The organism is Actinospineispora acaciae DSM 45401 (assembly GCF_000620785.1).
GTDB lineage: Bacteria > Actinomycetota > Actinomycetes > Mycobacteriales > Pseudonocardiaceae > Pseudonocardia > Pseudonocardia acaciae.
Genome location: NZ_JIAI01000007.1, coordinates 119,345 through 134,816, shown reverse-complemented (window position 1 = coordinate 134,816; position 15,472 = coordinate 119,345). Strand labels below are relative to the sequence as shown.

General features: G+C 70.2%; 12 protein-coding genes, 2 tRNA genes and 1 pseudogene. 4 read left to right on the top strand and 11 right to left on the bottom strand.

The window, feature by feature from the left end:
* Positions 1–2: 2 nt before the first annotated feature.
* Together lepB and N912_RS55290 are read right to left on the bottom strand one after the other, a co-directional pair.
* Positions 3–638, bottom strand: a complete 636-nt coding sequence (gene lepB, locus N912_RS55295; RefSeq protein ID WP_051580928.1) for a signal peptidase I — start codon at positions 636–638, stop codon at positions 3–5.
* A complete protein-coding gene (locus N912_RS55290; RefSeq protein WP_084211297.1) occupies positions 635–2,098 on the bottom strand; it encodes a FadR/GntR family transcriptional regulator in 1,464 nt (487 codons plus the stop codon). The genes lepB and N912_RS55290 overlap by 4 nt, the downstream gene beginning before the upstream one ends.
* 366 nt (positions 2,099–2,464) lie before the next feature.
* Here N912_RS55290 and N912_RS55285 point away from each other — a divergent pair, with 366 nt between their 5' ends.
* Positions 2,465–3,922, top strand: a complete 1,458-nt coding sequence (locus tag N912_RS55285) for an MFS transporter (RefSeq protein ID WP_051580926.1) — start codon at positions 2,465–2,467, stop codon at positions 3,920–3,922.
* Positions 3,923–4,039: 117 nt separating this feature from the next.
* Positions 4,040–4,115, top strand: a tRNA-His gene (locus N912_RS0128580).
* 49 nt (positions 4,116–4,164) lie between these two features.
* Here N912_RS0128580 and N912_RS0128575 read toward each other — a convergent pair.
* The gene (locus tag N912_RS0128575; protein ID WP_156994122.1) at positions 4,165–5,163 is read right to left on the bottom strand and encodes an Ig-like domain-containing protein; all 999 of its coding nucleotides are present in this window, start codon (positions 5,161–5,163) and stop codon (positions 4,165–4,167) included.
* Between the two features lie 203 nt (positions 5,164–5,366).
* Here N912_RS0128575 and N912_RS0128570 point away from each other — a divergent pair.
* Positions 5,367–5,439: transfer RNA gene (locus N912_RS0128570), tRNA-Lys, on the top strand.
* A gap of 794 nt (positions 5,440–6,233) precedes the next feature.
* Here N912_RS0128570 and N912_RS55280 read toward each other — a convergent pair.
* The 5 genes and pseudogenes from N912_RS55280 to N912_RS0128545 all read right to left on the bottom strand — a co-directional run.
* A pseudogene (locus tag N912_RS55280) lies at positions 6,234–7,166 on the bottom strand (IS481 family transposase); the annotation flags it as partial.
* Between the two features lie 47 nt (positions 7,167–7,213).
* Entirely contained in the window at positions 7,214–7,621 is a 408-nt protein-coding gene (locus N912_RS0128560) for a L,D-transpeptidase (RefSeq protein ID WP_028925077.1), read from the bottom strand.
* 26 nt (positions 7,622–7,647) lie between these two features.
* Entirely contained in the window at positions 7,648–8,964 is a 1,317-nt protein-coding gene (locus N912_RS65900; RefSeq protein WP_037067105.1) for an MFS transporter, read from the bottom strand.
* 887 nt (positions 8,965–9,851) lie between these two features.
* The gene (gene ggt, locus N912_RS0128550) at positions 9,852–11,762 is read right to left on the bottom strand and encodes a gamma-glutamyltransferase (protein WP_028925076.1); all 1,911 of its coding nucleotides are present in this window, start codon (positions 11,760–11,762) and stop codon (positions 9,852–9,854) included.
* Positions 11,763–11,867: 105 nt separating this feature from the next.
* Positions 11,868–12,746 carry a helix-turn-helix domain-containing protein gene (locus N912_RS0128545; protein ID WP_028925075.1) on the bottom strand — a complete coding sequence of 293 codons (879 nt, stop codon included), beginning with the start codon at positions 12,744–12,746 and terminating at the stop codon, positions 11,868–11,870.
* A gap of 294 nt (positions 12,747–13,040) precedes the next feature.
* On the opposite strand from N912_RS0128545, the gene N912_RS0128540 reads away from it, so the two are divergent.
* Positions 13,041–13,850, top strand: coding sequence for an SAM-dependent methyltransferase (locus tag N912_RS0128540; RefSeq protein ID WP_028925074.1), 810 nt, complete (start codon positions 13,041–13,043; stop codon positions 13,848–13,850).
* A gap of 7 nt (positions 13,851–13,857) precedes the next feature.
* Here N912_RS0128540 and N912_RS55270 read toward each other — a convergent pair whose 3' ends face one another.
* The 3 genes from N912_RS55270 to N912_RS63855 are packed head-to-tail and all read right to left on the bottom strand — an operon-like array spanning position 13,858 to position 15,331.
* Positions 13,858–14,493 carry a hypothetical protein gene (locus N912_RS55270; protein ID WP_037067102.1) on the bottom strand — a complete coding sequence of 212 codons (636 nt, stop codon included), beginning with the start codon at positions 14,491–14,493 and terminating at the stop codon, positions 13,858–13,860.
* 56 nt (positions 14,494–14,549) lie between these two features.
* On the bottom strand, positions 14,550–15,170 hold the full coding sequence (locus tag N912_RS0128530) for a class I SAM-dependent methyltransferase (protein ID WP_028925073.1): 621 nt from the start codon (positions 15,168–15,170) through the stop codon (positions 14,550–14,552).
* 5 nt (positions 15,171–15,175) lie between these two features.
* Positions 15,176–15,331, bottom strand: coding sequence for a hypothetical protein (locus N912_RS63855; protein ID WP_156994121.1), 156 nt, complete (start codon positions 15,329–15,331; stop codon positions 15,176–15,178).
* Positions 15,332–15,472 lie beyond the last annotated feature (141 nt).

Here is a 15,472-nt window from a genome sequence, read left to right as displayed (position 1 = left end):
GACTACTGGATCCCGCCGAACCTGCCGAACGGCAGCACGATCATCCGCGCCTTGCCGATCACGTCGGACACCGGGACCGGGCCGTTGTTCGGCGCGCGGGAGTCGACCGAGTCGTTGCGGTTGTCGCCCATCACCCAGAGCTGGCCGTCCGGCACCCGGACCGGGCCGAACCGCGCCTGCACCGCCGGCCCGTACTCGGGGGCGAAGTGGATGTACGGCTCGTCCAGCGCCCGCCCGTCCACCATCACCCGGCCTCGGTCGTCGCAGCAGGACACCGTCTGGCCGCCCACCGCGATCACGCGCTTGATGAAGTCGGTGTCCGCCTCGCCGGGCAGCTCGCTGTTGCGCCAGCTGGTCGGAACGACGAAGACCACGATGTCGCCAGGCCGGGGCGTGCCGAAGTGGTAGGCGAGCTTGTCCACCAGCACGTGGTCGTTCTCGCAGCCGGGGCAGCCGTGCAGCGTCGACTCCATCGAGTCCGACGGGACCGCGTACGCCCGCGCCACGAACGCGGGCAACGCCACGGCCAGCGCGACCACCGTGAGCGCCAGGCCCAGCAACCGTCGCCGGCGGCCACCGCGCTCGGCGGTGGCCGGGCCGGCCGGTGCGTCGCTGGCCGGCCCGTCGGTGGTGGTCATTCCCGGGGCCCCCGGTATCCGTGGGCGCCCGTATCCTCCGGCCGGTGCAGGTGCCGGCGCATCCGGTGGCGGGCCAGGCCGGCGTCGCCGGTCAGCAGCGCGTCCACGATGCCCTGGTGCGCGGTGGCCGCGTCGGTCGCCCCGGCGGCCGGGTCGACGGGATCGTGGTGGCGGGTCCGCAGCGTGATCAGGATCCGCAGGAACAGCGCCAGCGCGGGGTTGCCGGACAGGTCGGCCAGCTCGATGTGCCAGGGGTGGCACGACCCGGTGCCGGTCTCCGGCGCGGGGCTCTGCGCGAACGCGGGCAGCCGGTGCGCGAGCAGGTCCTGGTCGGTGGTGGTCACCAGCTGGTCGGTGCAGCCCAGCTCCAGCACCTCGCGCACGGTGTGCAGGTCGCCGGTGTTCAGGCCCTGGTAGTCCAGGTGCAGCGCGGTGGCGTCGATGCTCGCGGTGGGGTTCGGCTTGGTGACGATCAGGCCGCCGCCGGGGCCGCGCCGCATCTGGGCCACCGAGTGGTACTCCAGCAGCCGCACCGCCTCGCGCAGCGCCGGGCGGCTGACGTCGAACCGCTCCAGCAGCATCGCCTCGGAGCCGATCACGGAGCCGACCTCCCAGCCGCGCTCGATGATCTCGGTGAGCAGCCGCTCGGCCACCACCTCGGCGAGCTTCTGCTCCCGGACCGGGGTGCCGAGCACGTCCTTGGCCTGCTGCAGCGCGGAGTGCTCCGGCGGCTGCCAGTTGCGCAGGTAGTCCCGGGTCGCTTCCAGGTGCTGCTGGACGTGGTACTGGGCGCGGGCGCCCTGGCCGGCCACCACCGCGTCCGCGATCGACCGGTGCGCGTGGTTGGCCTCCACCAGCCCCGGATCGGTGGGCGCCGGCAGGTGCAGCAGCTGCTGGCCGGCGTAGCGCCAGGTCAGCCGGAGCAGCACGTCGATGAACAGGTGCAGCGCCGGGTTCCCGGACAGCTTGGCCAGCGTCAGGTGTAACTGGTTGCGCAGGTGGGCGTCGCGCCCCATCCCGGAGCGCGCCTCGTCCTCGAGCACCGCGCGCAGCTCGGCGATCCCGGACTCGGTGATCTGCTCGGCGGCCAGCGTCACGGCCAGCGGTTCGAGCATGATCCGGACCGAGATCAGGTCCTCCAGCGTGGTGCCCACCGACTTCAGGTACATCACCATCGCGCTGGCCGTGGCGCCCGCGTCCGGCGCGCGCACCACCAGCCCGCCGTTGGGCCCCCGCCGCATGGTGCCGACCTGGTGGTGCTCGACCAGCCGGATCGCCTCCCGCAGCACCGCCCTGCTGACCTGGTAGCGCTCCCGCAGCTCGGTCTCCGACCCGACCACGTGCCCGACCTGCCAGCGGGTCGCCACGATGTCCCGCTCGATCTGCCGGGCGACCCGGGCCGCGAGCTTTCCGGTCCAGGCCTCATCGACCCGTTCGTCGACGAGCGTCGTCACAACCATCGCGCAGGCTCCTCACAGTCTGTCCGGCGAAAGTTTGGCGGACCAGTTCGACCACGTCATATGAGGTGAGCCTTATGGGTAACACACTCATCGTCCGGCCTGAAATCGCAACAGCACACGATGAGGAGCCTCTTTGAGCCCGCTTGTCGCCGGTGGTTGGCGCGAGCCGTGACGCCCGGCGAAGTTGAGTGTGCGCGGTGCCCTGATCGAGCCCGATGAACGGGTGCCACGAGTGGTCGGAGTTACTCACGAGGAACATCTGAAATGAGTAACCTTCGGCGTGTCGAGCCGGGAGTGTCCTCCGCAACCGGCGGCCGTTCGCCGGGGTTCTGCTGGGCGACCCCGACGGCGAAGGCGAGGACCTCCATGCCCGGCACACTCTCGACCCCGGTCTCCACCAGGCCGGGCAACCGGTTGCTCACGGTGCTGGTGATGGCGCCGTTCCTGGCCCAGCTCGACACCACCATCGCCAACGTGGCGACGCCGTCCATCCGCACCGGGCTGGCGGCCTCGGACGGTGCCGTCGAGCTGGTGGTCGGCGCGTACCTGGTGGCGTTCGCGGTCCTGATCATCCCGGGTTCGCGGCTGGGGCAGAGCCGGGGGTACCGGCGGATGTTCCTGCTCGGGGTCGCGCTGTTCGGGCTCACCTCGCTGGCGTGCGGGCTCGCCCCGAACGCGACGGCGCTGGTGCTGGCCAGGGCGGCGCAGGGGGCGGCGGGCGCGTTGATGTTCCCGCAGGCGCTGACCGGGATCCGGCTCAACTTCGCCGACGGCGCGCGGTCGAGGGCCATCGGCGTCTACACGCTCGCGCTCTCCGGCGGCGCCGTGCTGGGGCAGTGCCTGGGCGGGCTGCTGATCGCCGCGGACGTGGCCGGCCTGGGCTGGCGGTCGATCTTCCTGGTGAACGTCCCGGTGTGTGCCGCCGTGCTGGCCGCCGGCCGCCGCTGGCTGCCCGCCGACTCGCCCGCCGGTTCGGACCCGGCGGCTCGGGTGCACCCGCTCAGCGTCGCGGCGCTGTCGGTGGGGGTGCTGTTGGTGATCGTGCCGCTGTGCCTGGGCCGGGGCGAGGGCTGGCCGGCCTGGACGTGGCTGTGCCTGGCGGCGAGCGGGCCGGCGTTCTGGCTGCTGCTCGCGGTGCAACGGCGGGCGGCCGCGCGCGGCGTGCTGCCGCTGCTCAACACGGGGCTGCTGGGCAACCGGTCGGTCGCGCTGGGCCTGGTGGCGCTGTTCGTGGCCACCTCGACGTACCACGCGCTGCTGTTCGTGCTGGCCCAGTACGTCCAGTTCGGGCTGGGCGCGGGCGCGCTGGTGTCCGGGCTGATGCTGGTGCCGTGGGTGGCCGCGTTCGGGGTGGCCGGCAAGGTGACCGGCCGCCTCACCCCGGCGCTGGCGCCCCGGTGGGCCCGGTTGGTGCCGCCGTCCGGGAGCCTGATGCTGGCGGTGGCGTTCCTGTCGATCAGCGGCGTGCTGTTCGGCGGCCGGCACCCGATGGCCGTGCTGGTGGTGCTGCTCACGCTCGGCGGGTTCGGGCTCGGCGTGCAGTTCAGCACCCTGATCGGCCACCTGACCGGGGCGGTGCCGGCGCACCACGCCTCGGACATCAGCGGCACGGCGACCACCACGATGACGCTCGGCGGGGCGACCGGCATAGCCCTCTACGGCACGCTCTACCTGGCGTCCTCGGCCGGGTCTTCGGCCGGGTCTGTGGCCTCGGCGGCCGACCAGGCGTTCGCCGTGGCCACCCTGGCGCTCGGGGCGGCGGCGCTGCTGTCCGCGGCGTGCGCGTACCTGGCCACCCACCTGGCCAGACCCGTGAGTGGCTAGGGCCGCTATGACGGCCCTAGCCACTCACGGGTCGGCTGCACCCGGATCCGGTTGGAGTCGCCGGAAACGGGCACGCTAGGCTGTCTCGGCCGGCGCGGTACGCGCGCGGCGTTCTTGGTGGGTGTAGCTCAGTCGGTAGAGCACTGGGTTGTGGTCCCAGGTGTCGCGGGTTCGAATCCCGTCACTCACCCCACCCCTCGCGGAGCACGCGCCGGTTCGATCCGGCGCAAGCTCCGCCCTGCTCATCCGAGGATGGGCAGGCCCGGCGACGACTTCTTCTTGGTGCTGGTCGGCCGGCTCTCCTCGGCGTTCGGCTCCTGGCTGGGCCGAGGGGTCGATCGCGGGGTCGAGCGGGCGGCCGGTGCCGGGGCCTGGCGCTGCGGCCGGGGCGGAGTGGCACGGGGGGTGGGGGTGGCCGGGGCCGCCCTGGGCACCGAGTTGGACACCAGCCCGGTGTCGTCCCGCCTCGGGGCGTTCGCCCGGACGTCGCCGTCCTGCCGCGCCGGGTCGCCACCGGCCCCCCGGTACGCCGCGCGCAGGTCACGCGCGCCGAACTGGTCCTTCCCGAGCTGCTTGCCGAACATGGCCATCGAGGCGGTCACCCGGCCACCCGCCGGCCACGGCCCGGTCGGGCGCCACACCAGCTCCCGGTCGCCGCGCCACTCGGCGGTGCCGCCGACCGGCGGGTCCGAGCTGACGTTCAGCGCGCGCTCGGCGGCCGCGCGGTCCCCGATCGGCTTGTCGAACACCACGCTCACCGCCCGGTCCGACGCGAGCGTGGCGCCGTCCTCCGGCGTGATCTTGCCGCCCACCTGCTGGCCGGGGGAGAGGGTGCTGAACTTCGAGGTCGAGCTGCTCTCCTTGCCCGACGTGGCGCGAACCGCCGTGGTCAGCACGTAGGACGTGTCGGGCTTGAGCGGCGCCGTCGAGATCCACCGCTCGCCGTCCGGCGAGAGCGCGCCGTCGACCTTGTTCCCGCCCTCGCTGCGCAGCTCGACCTGGGTGAGCCGCCCGCTCGCCACCAGCGCGGTGACCCGCTCGCCCGGCGACACCCCGGCCGCCCCGTCCGGCGGGTTCACCGTGAGGCTCGGCTGGAACGCGTCGGCCATCCCCTGCGCCATCCGCCGCTGGGCGACGTCCTGCACCTCGCCACCGACCCCACCGCCGGACGCACAACCGCCCAACAGCAGCGCGGCGAGCACGGCCGTGGCGCCTAACCGTCCCCGAGCCCCGACAACCATGCCCGCACCACCTCCGTGGTCAACCCCGACCCCAGGCTTCATCATCTGCCCCATATAACGACCGGCGCTCCGCCTGGTTACTTGACTTGGGCTCTACTCTCGGCTAGAGGTGCATGCCCGATCGGCATAACGGAGCCCCGCCCAACCGCACCCGGGTGGGGCTGTGCTAGTTTCTGCTCTGCGCTCGACGGAGCGTACGGCACGCGCCGCTAGCTCAATTGGCAGAGCAGCTGGCTCTTAACCAGCGGGTTCGGGGTTCGAGTCCCTGGCGGCGCACCCACCAGCCTTGGGTCGTTACTCTTCTGGCCTGCGGTTTCGCTTCGTTCCGGAGTCTGTACTTCGTATTCAGGCTGTCCATTGTGGACGCAGTGGTGCCCGAGACGACGCGCTCATGCCCGAGCAAGATCGCCTGGTCTCTCCGCGTGCGCCCATTGGGGGTGGCAGCGTGAGACATTGAGCGGCGTCGGCTGGGCGCCCAGCGCGGTGACGCGCCGATAACGCGCCACTGACGCGGGGTGCAGGTGGCGCCCTCGGCAGGGCACCACAAGGATGGGAACGCGCCCGATCAGCGAGTCCTCTGTGGCACGCTCCCGGTCGAGGCCACCTACGATCTGGTCACCGGTGGTTCCTGACTTTCCGAGGGCAGGCTCGGGCCGCGAGTTGCTGAAGGCCGTGGCTCGCCAGCCGATGGCGCTCGGAACTTGTCAATATCGTTCTCCGCCACGTGCTGACCAGGGGTTCGTCTGCTACAGGCGAAGGTCTGGTCAAGGACAGCCGGACCTTTCCGTCGTCGCTGGTGTTTCCGGCCTCTGTCCTGATCATGCATGGCTTCATCGGCGCGTTCCCCGCCCCGTTGACACGGCGCGGCGGACTCGGGGAGGGGGTGATGACCATCCGGTGATCAGGGGGGAGTCCTCTGACGAATACCCCGGTACCGTCGCGGTCTCCGTTCGCCAACGAGGCGACCACCTCCGAAGACGCAACCACAGGATCCGGCTTGCGGGCCAGCTCGTCTGCGCTGATGTGTGCGGCTGACGTTGATCGACTACACCCGGGTCCTCGGTTTGGGTCTTCTGGCGGAGTCTTTCATAGGGGGTCTGGCCGTCCAGTCCGCCGTGGGGGCGATCGAAGTTGTAGAAGTCCTGCCACTCCTTGAGCCGGGCGTTGAAGATGTTCACGTCGTCGACGACGACGCCATCGAGGAGTCGGTAGAACTCCTCCGCGTCGATGCGGTGGCTGCGCTCCACCTTCCCGTTCAGGCGTGGGGTGCCGGGCTTGATGTAGACGTGCCGGATGCCCTTGTCGAGCACGTGCCAGTGGAACATCGAGGCGAACTCAGCCCCGTTGTCAGTCTGGACGGCGTCGACGGCGAAGGGGAGCTGGGAGAGCACGTAGTCCAGGAACTGGATCGCTGTCTTCTGGTTGACCTTCGGGTAGATCTTCATGATCCGCAGCCGGGTGCAGTCGTCGATGGCGGTGAACTGGTAGTACTTCCCGCGCCGCCCGATCGGCTTCGGCGCCGGCGTGACACCGGCCTTTGTGCAGGTAGGCAGGGGTTCGACGAACTTCACATCGACCTGGACCTGGTGTCCGGGGCGTTGTTTCTCGTAGCGCTTCCAGCGCCGGTCATGACGCTTGTAGCGCTGGGATGCGGGCAACCGGCCCATGTCGAGGCGATGCAGGATGCGCCAGACACCGGACACGCTGATGGTGACGTCGTGGTAGCGCCGCAGGTACATGACGATCTTGCGCGGCCCGAAGTGGTAGTGCTGCCGCAAGTGAACGATCTTCTCGATGATCTCCGGCCGAGTGGCGTTCGGACTGGTCCGTGGTCGCCGGGAGCGATCGCGCAGGCCGTCGACGCCCTCAGTCTCGTAGCGGTGTAGCCAGGCGTAGTAGGTCTGGCGACTGATGCCGTAGTAGCGGCAAGTCATCGCCACGTTCCCGCTGACTTCCTCGACATGACGAAGGACCGCCAGGCGGCGACGCACCTGGCGGTCCAGCTCGGGTTCACTCACCCGATCTCCTTAGTGATCATGAAGACCGAGTGTCAAGCATCTCCGTCAGTTTTAGAGACCGGTTCGGGCGTGGACTGCGCGACCGGTGCGGGTGAGCGGCCGTGCAGAGCGGAGCCGGCCTTGTACTCCTCCCAGGACATCAGCCAGTCGGGGATGTCGCCGTCGGCCTTGGTGAGCGGGCGGGTGGAGTTGACGATGTTGACCGGGTCGCCGATCTGGACCCAGTCGTAGAAGACCTTGCCGTTGGCCGGCGAGAGGTTCACGCAGCCGTGGGAGACGTTCGAGCGGCCCTGTTGTCCCACCGTCGCGCCGTTGACGTGCACGAACTCGCCGTTGTTGGAGATGCGCACGGCCAGCGGGAGCACCTCGTCGTAGTAGCCGTCCTCGCCCTTCTCCGGGCCGCCCCAGGATTCCTGCTGGAGTCGCTGGACTGAGGCCACGCGTGCGATGACGGTGAGCCGGTGCGTCAGGCGGTCGCCGTGCCGAGCGCCTTCGAGGGCGGGGCCGAGTCCTCCTCGGCTGCGGGGATCGGCATGAGAACGGCCGCGGCGACCGACAGCGTCGCCATTGCGGCCATGTACCAGGCGATCCCGACCCAGCTGCCGGTGCCGCGCAGGATCGATGTGGCGATCGCGGGCGCGAACGCGTTGCCGGCGATCGTGCCGATGGTGAACCCGAGGGACATGCCGCTGTATCGCAGGGCGGGCGGGAAGACCTGCGAGAAGTAGGCCGGGAACATGGCGTAGTTGGCCGAGTAGGGCACGAACAGCAGCGCGAAGCCGAGCAGCATCAGCCCGTAGTGGCGGGTGTCGAGCAGCGCGAACCACAGGAACGGCGTGACCACCATGCCCGCGGCCCCGACGAGGAACACCGCGCGTACCCCGAACCGGTCGGCCAGCGGCCCGACCAGCGGCGGGCACACCAAGGTCACCACCACTGCGGGGAGCAGCACCGCCAGCATCGCGCTGTTGTCCAGCTGCAGCGCCTGTCGGCCGTAGGCCAACGAGAACACGGTCGTCATCGTGATGACGACGCCCGCGCCGACCGTGCCGAACGCCACCAGCAGCACGCGGTGCCAGTCCGAGCGGATCACGTCCACGATCGGCAGCCGGCGCACCGCGCCGTGCCGCTGGAGGGCGACGAACGTCGGGCTCTCGGCGAGCGTGACCCGGACCGCCAGGCCCACCGCGACCAGTAGCGCGCTGAGCAGGAACGGAACCCGCCAGCCCCAGCTCAGCAGCGCGTCCTCGGGCAGCTGCAGCACCGCGAGGAACGCCAGGTTGGAGGTCAGCGTCCCGACGCCGGCTCCGGTGTTGAGCAGCGAGCCGGTGACACCTCGGCGCCCCTCGGAGGCGTGCTCGACGGTCATCAGCACGGCGCCGCCGTACTCCCCGCCCAGCGAGAGGCCCTGCGCGATCCGCATCGCGACCAGTAGGACCGGCGCGGCCACCCCGACCGTCTGGTAGGTGGGCAGCAGGCCGATCGCGAACGTCGACGCCCCCATCATCGTGAGCGTCACGACCAGCATCGACTTGCGACCGAGCCGGTCGCCGAAGTGGCCGAACAGGACCGCGCCGAGCGGGCGGGCGACGTAGCCGACGCCGAACGTCGACAGCGCGATGAGGGTGCCGACCAGCGGGTCGAAGTCGGGGAAGAAGAGCCGGGCGAAGATCAGCGACGACGCCAGTCCGTAGATGAAGAAGTCGTAGAACTCGATGACCGTGCCGAGCCAGCTGGCCAGCAGGGCCTTGACGGGGGTGTGCCGCGGGTGCGTGGTGGTCATGGTTCCTCCGCAAAGCGCGGTCCGGGCAGGCCGGCCCGCGGGTCGCCGCCAGCGCGGACGCCGACACCGGGCGGGCGCGTCCACCCGGTGTCGAGCAGGTGGGCGTACCGTGACCGGCCCGGCGAGGGGGGTCAAGGAGCCCGGTCCGGTAGCCGGAACGCGGTCAGCACCCTCGGCGTTCCTCGGCCGAGGTTCGGTCGACGCCGTGCCGCGCTCGGTGAAGCCGGCCTGGCCGAGGGCGCTGATCACCACGACACAGAGCGCGATGGGCCAGTACGACCCGGTCGCGCCGTGCAGTGCGGCGGCGACCAGTGGCTCAGGCCGCCGATGACCCGGCGGCGACCGCGCTCATCGACGAGCCGGCGTGCCCTACGAGAGTTGGTCGATCCCCGACCGTGTGGCCGTGACCGCGGGCGGGTGGGGTTCAACGACACCACGAGACACCGCCTCGTGCGCGCTGCCGCATCTCCACCGGCACCCGAGCCGAAAACGCCAGCTCAGAAGCCTGCGGCGTAGACTGGTCTGGACCTCTTTGACCAGTACTGGCCTACGGCCTGGCCGGAATGCTGCTGGGCGGCAGCACCCCGTTCGTCGGCCGACCACATTCGGATCCATCCTCCCGGTGATGGTCTTCGCCCTGGTCACCGTCCTGATGTCGCTCTTCGCGTCCCGCGCGTTGCTCTCCTCCAGACGGCCGGCGACGCCGAGCGGCCAGGCGTGCGCCAACGGCGCGGATGTGCGGATGAGCGACACCACGGGGCCGGTGTCGTGGTTGCGCGGAGATCGATGCCATGGTTCCCACCGGAATGCGCGCACACGGCAGGCTGTGCGGCGGCCGGATCGCGGCGGAACCCGGGTTATGGGCGATACCAATCTACGAGTGCGGACTACCAGCCGACCGCCGCGCCGTCCTTGCGGTGGTCCGAGGCCGCCCGGTAGATGCCGTTGACCGGCCCGCCCGGCGTTTCCTGGGCCGGCCAGTCGCCGGGCCGGGTGGGGGTGAAGTGGATGGCCTGGTAGCCGCCGGCGCTGACGTTGCGGGGGTCCTGGAGCTTGTGGCCCATCGCGGTCAGCGGGCCGCCGACCAGCTCGTGCAGGGCGGGTTCGAGCCCGACGGTGTCCTTGGACTGGTGGTGGTTGAACCGTGCGGCGTCGCCGGCGGCCTGCGGGTTCATCCCCAGGTTGATCATCTCGACCAGTTCGAGGGCCTGTGCCTGCGCCTGGACGTTGCCGCCCATGTTGCCGAAGGAGAGCACCGGGCGGCCGTCCTTGGTGACGAAGGCCGGGATCAGGGTGTGGAACGGGCGTTTGCGCGGGGCGACGATGTTCGGCGAGGCCGGATCGAGCGAGAACAGCGCCCCCCGGTTGTGCAGCGGGAAACCGAAGCCGGGCACGGTGACGCCCGAGCCGAAGGTGTCGTAGATGCTGTAGATGAACGAGGTCATGTTTCCCCACCGGTCCGCCGTGGTGAGGTAGACGGTCCCGTGGGTGGATGCGCCGTGGGTGCCCGGGGGCGTCGCGCGGTTCGGGTCGATCTTGCCGCACAGGTCGGCGGCGTGCTGTTCGGACAGCAGCATGTCCAACGGCACGGGCACGAAGCGCGGGTCGGCGACATAGCGGTAGAGGTCGGAGTAGGCGAGCTTCTTCGCCTCGATCAGAAGATGCCAGAACTGGGGCGATCGCGGCCCCAGCCCGGCCAGGTCGTAGCCGAGGACCGGGCCGAGCTGTTCGATGATGCCCAGCATGACCAGGGTGGCGAAGCCCTGGGTGTTCGGCGGCAGCTGGTGGACGTCGTAGCCCTGGTAGTTGACGTGAATGGGGTCGACCCATTCGGCCTGGAAGTCGGCGAGGTCCTCGGCCCGCAGCGACCCGCCGAGGCGCTGGCTCTTGTCCACGATGGCCGCAGCGATCTCGCCCCGGTAGAAGGCGTCGCGCCCACCTTGCTGGAGGGCGCGGTACGCCTTGGCCAGGTCGGGGTTGCGCACCAGGGAGTACTGGGCGGGCGCCTTGCCCTCGACCAGGAACGTGCGTGCCGAGTCCGGGTCCTTGGCCAGCAGCGCGGCGCCGCCGGCCCAGTCGTTGTGAATCCGTTCGGTGAGGCCGAAGCCTTCCTCGGCGAGCTGGGCGGCGGGCGCCAGCACGGTGTCGAACCGGCGGCTGCCGAAGCGTCTGAGCATCTGGTCCCAGCCGTCGACCGCGCCGGGAACGGTGGCGGAGTCGATGCCGGTGTAGGGCATGTCGCCGGCGGCGGGGTGGCCACGGCCCTGGAAGTACGCGGGCGTCCACGCGCTCGGCGCCCAACCGCTGGAGTTCAGGCCGTACAGCCGTCGATCGGCCGCCGAGTAGTGCAGGGCGAACGAGTCGCCGCCGATTCCCGCGCTCGCGGGTTCGACCAGCCCGAGCACCGCGGCCGTGGCGATGGCGGCATCCGCCGAGTTCCCGCCCTCCTGCAACACGCGCAGCCCGATCTGCGCGGCGATCGGATGGCTTGTCGCGACCACCCCGTTGCGGGCCAGGACCTCCGAGCGGGTCTGCTCCCGCCAGCCCGAGACGCGGGAACCGCGCACCGCCGAGACCGCTGCCCCGGGATCCCCGTCCGGGCCGGTCGGTGCGCCGAACGGGTTCGCGCTGACGGTCGCCGGCCGCTTCGGTCCCGGGGGCGTCGTCGGGGGAGCCGCCGGGGCGGGTGCCGACGGGGCGGGTGCCGACGGGGCGCACGCCGCGGCCGCCGCGAGCGCCGCTGCCGTCCCGCCGGCCTTGAGCACCGTGCGACGGGACGAGACCGATGACGAGCCCATGCCGGTGGCCCTCCGTCCGCCGGCGGCGAGCCGGAGGCCACCAGCAAGGTATACAGGATACATAAATACTGTATGCAAGAAAATACCGAGCGGTGTGAGTGCGGTTCAGGGCATCTCGGCGAGGATGCTCTCGAGCAGCCGCCGGGTTTCGGGCGGCGAGATGGCCTGCGTGCAGAGGCGGTCCATCACCTTGAGGTAGTTGTCGACATCGGCTCGCTTGTCCAGATAGACCGCGCTGGTGAGCTGTTCGAGGTAGGCGACGTCGTTGATGTCCGGTTCGGAGAACCGCAGGATGCTGAACGCCCCGCCGGCCGCCGCGTGCCCGCCGGCCTGGAAGGGGATGGCCTGGACGGTCACGTGCACGAGCTCGGTGAGCTCGACCAGCCGTTCGAGCTGGCCGCGCATCACCGTCGTCCCGCCGACCGCTCGCCGCAGCACGTTCTCGTCGACCACCGCCCAGATCCGAGGCGGGTCGGCGCGGGTGAGGATCTCCTGGCGGGCCATGCGCAGCTCGACGCGGAGGTCGACGTCGCCGGGCGCGGCTCCCGGGTTGCCGAGCAGCGTGACGGCCCGGACGTAGTCCTCGGTTTGGAACAGCCCGGGCACGAACTGCAGCTGGTAGGTGCGGATCACCGAGGCGGCCTGCTCGAGGCCGATGTACATCTCGAACCAGTTGGGCAGCACGTCGGCGTACTTGTGCCACCAGCCCGGGGCGTTCGTCTGGTCGGCGAGGGCGAGCAGTGCCTCGCGCCGCTGTTCGTCGGTGACGCCGTAGAGGGTCAGCAGGTCGTCGACGTCGCGCTGCTTGTGGCCCACCCTGCCCAGCTCGAGGCGGCTGATCTTGGCCTCGGAGGCGCGGATCGCATACCCGGCGTCCTGGCGGGTGATGCCCTTGGCCTCGCGCAGGCGGCGCAGTTGGGTGCCGAGCGCGATCCGCAGCGCGGTCGGACCACCGGTTGGTCGTCCGTGTTCGCCAGGCCCCATCAGGCGTTCTCGTCTCGCTGAACCGCGTCGGTGAACGCTTCCACTCCACGTTACTGAAAGCGATGACGTCGCACTGTAACAGGCGATGCGCGCCTGTCACGCACCAATCGCCCGCTGCCGGCGTGAACGTGCTGAGCGCTCAATCGTGCGGTGGCGTGGATATGATCGTTCACAGTATATTCGCTCACGGGTCGAGGTGTGGCGACCTCATCCCGTTGTGTGGGCACAAGCCGCGCCCCGATGCTCGGTTGCCGTTGAAATCAAGAATATCTGATCTTCCGGAGGGATTATTTCATGGCCGATGCAGAGTCGGGTGGCCGGGCCGCGGAGATCGACTTCAACAGGCCGAACTCGGCCCGGATCTGGAACTATCTGGGAGGCGGGAAGAACTACTACGAGGCCGACAAGACGGCGGGTGACGCGTTCAGCGCGGCGTTCCCCGGAATCGTCACGTTCGCCGTTCAGTCCCGGGAGTTCGTGATCCGGTCGGTGCGGTACCTGGCCGCCGAGGCCGGCATTCGCCAGTTCCTGGACATCGGCACCGGCTTTCCCGCCACGGAGAACACCCACGAGGTCGCGCAGGCGGTCGCCCCGGATGCAAGGATCGTCTATGTGGACAACGACCCCGTGGTGCTGGCGCACGCCCAGGCCTTGCTGACCAACACCACCGACGAGGGCGTCACCGCATTCGTCGACTCCGACCTCCGCAATACCGAACGGGTCATCTCCGCCGCCCACGCCACCCTGAACTTCACCCAGCCGATCGGGGTCATGTTCATGGGCTCGCTCGGGCAGCTCGAGGACTATGACGAGGTCCTTGCGATCGTGAGGCGGTACATGGGCGCGGTCCCGTCGGGCAGCTACCTGGCGCACTACGAGGGCGAGGACACCGATGCGGACTACCAGAAGGCGCTCGCCGCGTTCAACGCCATAGCCAGCGAGGGATCGCATTACTATGCGCGTACTCGGGAGCAGATGGAGCAGATGTTCGAGGGTCTGGAACTTGTCGAGCCCGGAGTCGTGAAACTCGACGAGTGGCGCCCGGAAGGTGGTGCCGAGAAACTGGATGTGGTCAGCCTGTGCGGCGTGGGGCGCAAGCCCTGAAACCGGATCACCCGGACAGCCCGGCCAATTCGCGGGCGGATTCGTCGATCTGCACCGAATAGCCCGCGCGGAGCACATCGACCGACGACGGAGGAGTGATCACGGCTGCCGTGCCGGTGCGCGGCAACGCCCTCGTCGCGCTGTACCCTTCGCGGGTCCAGACCACCAGGCATTCGCCGAGCACCAACGCGAGCTCACCGTCGTCGAACACGAACGTGCCGTCCGGAAGGTCACGCCACAAGAGTCGGTGCAGCCGCCGCCGGTGCGTGCCCCGGAAAATGCGCTCACCGTGGAGTTGGCGGTTCATCTCCCCGGCCGAGGGTGGTTGTCCTCCGTGTGTCCGCGCCCAGGCGCGCTTGTAGTCCTGGTAGCTCGCGTGGCGGCATTCGCCGCACGGGCGGTGCCCCGCGGCCATGGACACCGCCTCGTCGTGAAAGAACAGAGGGGTCCACCTGTTCGGCAGCCACAGCTCCCGCCACCGGCCGCGAAACGCCAGCGCGCAGGTGATCCATAAATTGCCGGCATGGAAGCGCACGATCTCGTGCCCGGAATGCAACACACCGCGGTTGCCCGTCCACGCGCCCCGCAACGCGAAAGCCTCGATATCTCCCAGCGGAGTGACGCGGTTCTGTTGCGGCGCCATGTCATCCTCCCGGCCGCTACGACGGGCCGTGCGTGAGCAACCGACCCGCTCGTCGCCTAGGGCTTGCGCGCGGCCATGAAGAGGTCGTGCTCGGGCGCGGCGCCGGGGTGGTCGGGCCGGAACTCGATGACCTGTTCCCGCACGACGCGCAGGCCCAGGCCGGCGAGCCGCTCGCGGTACACCTCCCTCGGGTAGCTGCTCACCGTCACCGGCTTGCCCATGAACTCGACCTCGACGTTCTCGATGTCGGCTGGCACGGTGGCCAGCAGGAAGATCCCGCCCGGCGCCAGCCAGCCGGCGAACTTCGCCAGCGCCGCGTCGATCTCCGCGCGGGTCAGCTGCAGCAGCGGGAAGAACGCCACCACCGCGTCCCAGCTCCCCGCCGGAAACGTCAACGTACGCAGGTCGGCGACCTCGAAGCGGGCGCCGGGCACCTGCGTGCGGGCGATGTCGACCATGCGGGGCGAGACGTCCACGCCGGTCACGTCGAGGCCGGCCGCGGCCAGTGTCTCGGCGGTCGGGCGGCCGGTGCCGCAGCCGACGTCGAGCACCCGCGCACCCTCGGACAGCTCGGTGACCAACCAGTCGAGCTCGTCGCGCTGCGCGGTCAGCCCCGCGAACGCCGTTTCGTAGTCCTTGCCGAGCGCATCGAAGGCTTCCGCCGCGGAGAGTCCCATGCGCCTTACGCTAGCCCCGGCTGGGTCGCCTCGCGTTCCGCCGAGCCCGTCCGCGCGTGACGGCTGAGCAGGTAGCACAACAGCGCCTCGGGCAGGTACATGACGACGCCGTAGACCGCCAGCGGTACCGCGATCGCCTCGTTCCGTGGTGCGCCCCCCACCGCCGGGTGTAGGAAGATCTCATGTGACCCACGTAACAGATGATGCAGTCGAAGCGACGACCTGCTGGGGAGCCGGTGGGATGTCGCCGAGCTCTGCGGGTGATGTGCGCGCACGTTCGACTCGTAGAACAGGGCCACGAC

What these genes read in the sequence shown, in the direction of transcription:
- lepB (WP_051580928.1), bottom strand. Translation starts at nt 638, where the DNA reads ATGACCACCACCGACGGGCCGGCCAGCGACGCACCGGCCGGCCCGGCC.
- N912_RS55290 (WP_084211297.1), bottom strand. Translation starts at nt 2,098, where the DNA reads ATGGTTGTGACGACGCTCGTCGACGAACGGGTCGATGAGGCCTGGACC.
- N912_RS55285 (WP_051580926.1), top strand. Translation starts at nt 2,465, where the DNA reads ATGCCCGGCACACTCTCGACCCCGGTCTCCACCAGGCCGGGCAACCGG.
- N912_RS0128575 (WP_156994122.1), bottom strand. Translation starts at nt 5,163, where the DNA reads ATGGTTGTCGGGGCTCGGGGACGGTTAGGCGCCACGGCCGTGCTCGCC.
- N912_RS65900 (WP_037067105.1), bottom strand. Translation starts at nt 8,964, where the DNA reads ATGACCACCACGCACCCGCGGCACACCCCCGTCAAGGCCCTGCTGGCC.
- ggt (WP_028925076.1), bottom strand. Translation starts at nt 11,762, where the DNA reads ATGGGCTCGTCATCGGTCTCGTCCCGTCGCACGGTGCTCAAGGCCGGC.
- N912_RS0128545 (WP_028925075.1), bottom strand. Translation starts at nt 12,746, where the DNA reads ATGGGGCCTGGCGAACACGGACGACCAACCGGTGGTCCGACCGCGCTG.
- N912_RS0128540 (WP_028925074.1), top strand. Translation starts at nt 13,041, where the DNA reads ATGGCCGATGCAGAGTCGGGTGGCCGGGCCGCGGAGATCGACTTCAAC.
- N912_RS55270 (WP_037067102.1), bottom strand. Translation starts at nt 14,493, where the DNA reads ATGGCGCCGCAACAGAACCGCGTCACTCCGCTGGGAGATATCGAGGCT.
- N912_RS0128530 (WP_028925073.1), bottom strand. Translation starts at nt 15,170, where the DNA reads ATGGGACTCTCCGCGGCGGAAGCCTTCGATGCGCTCGGCAAGGACTAC.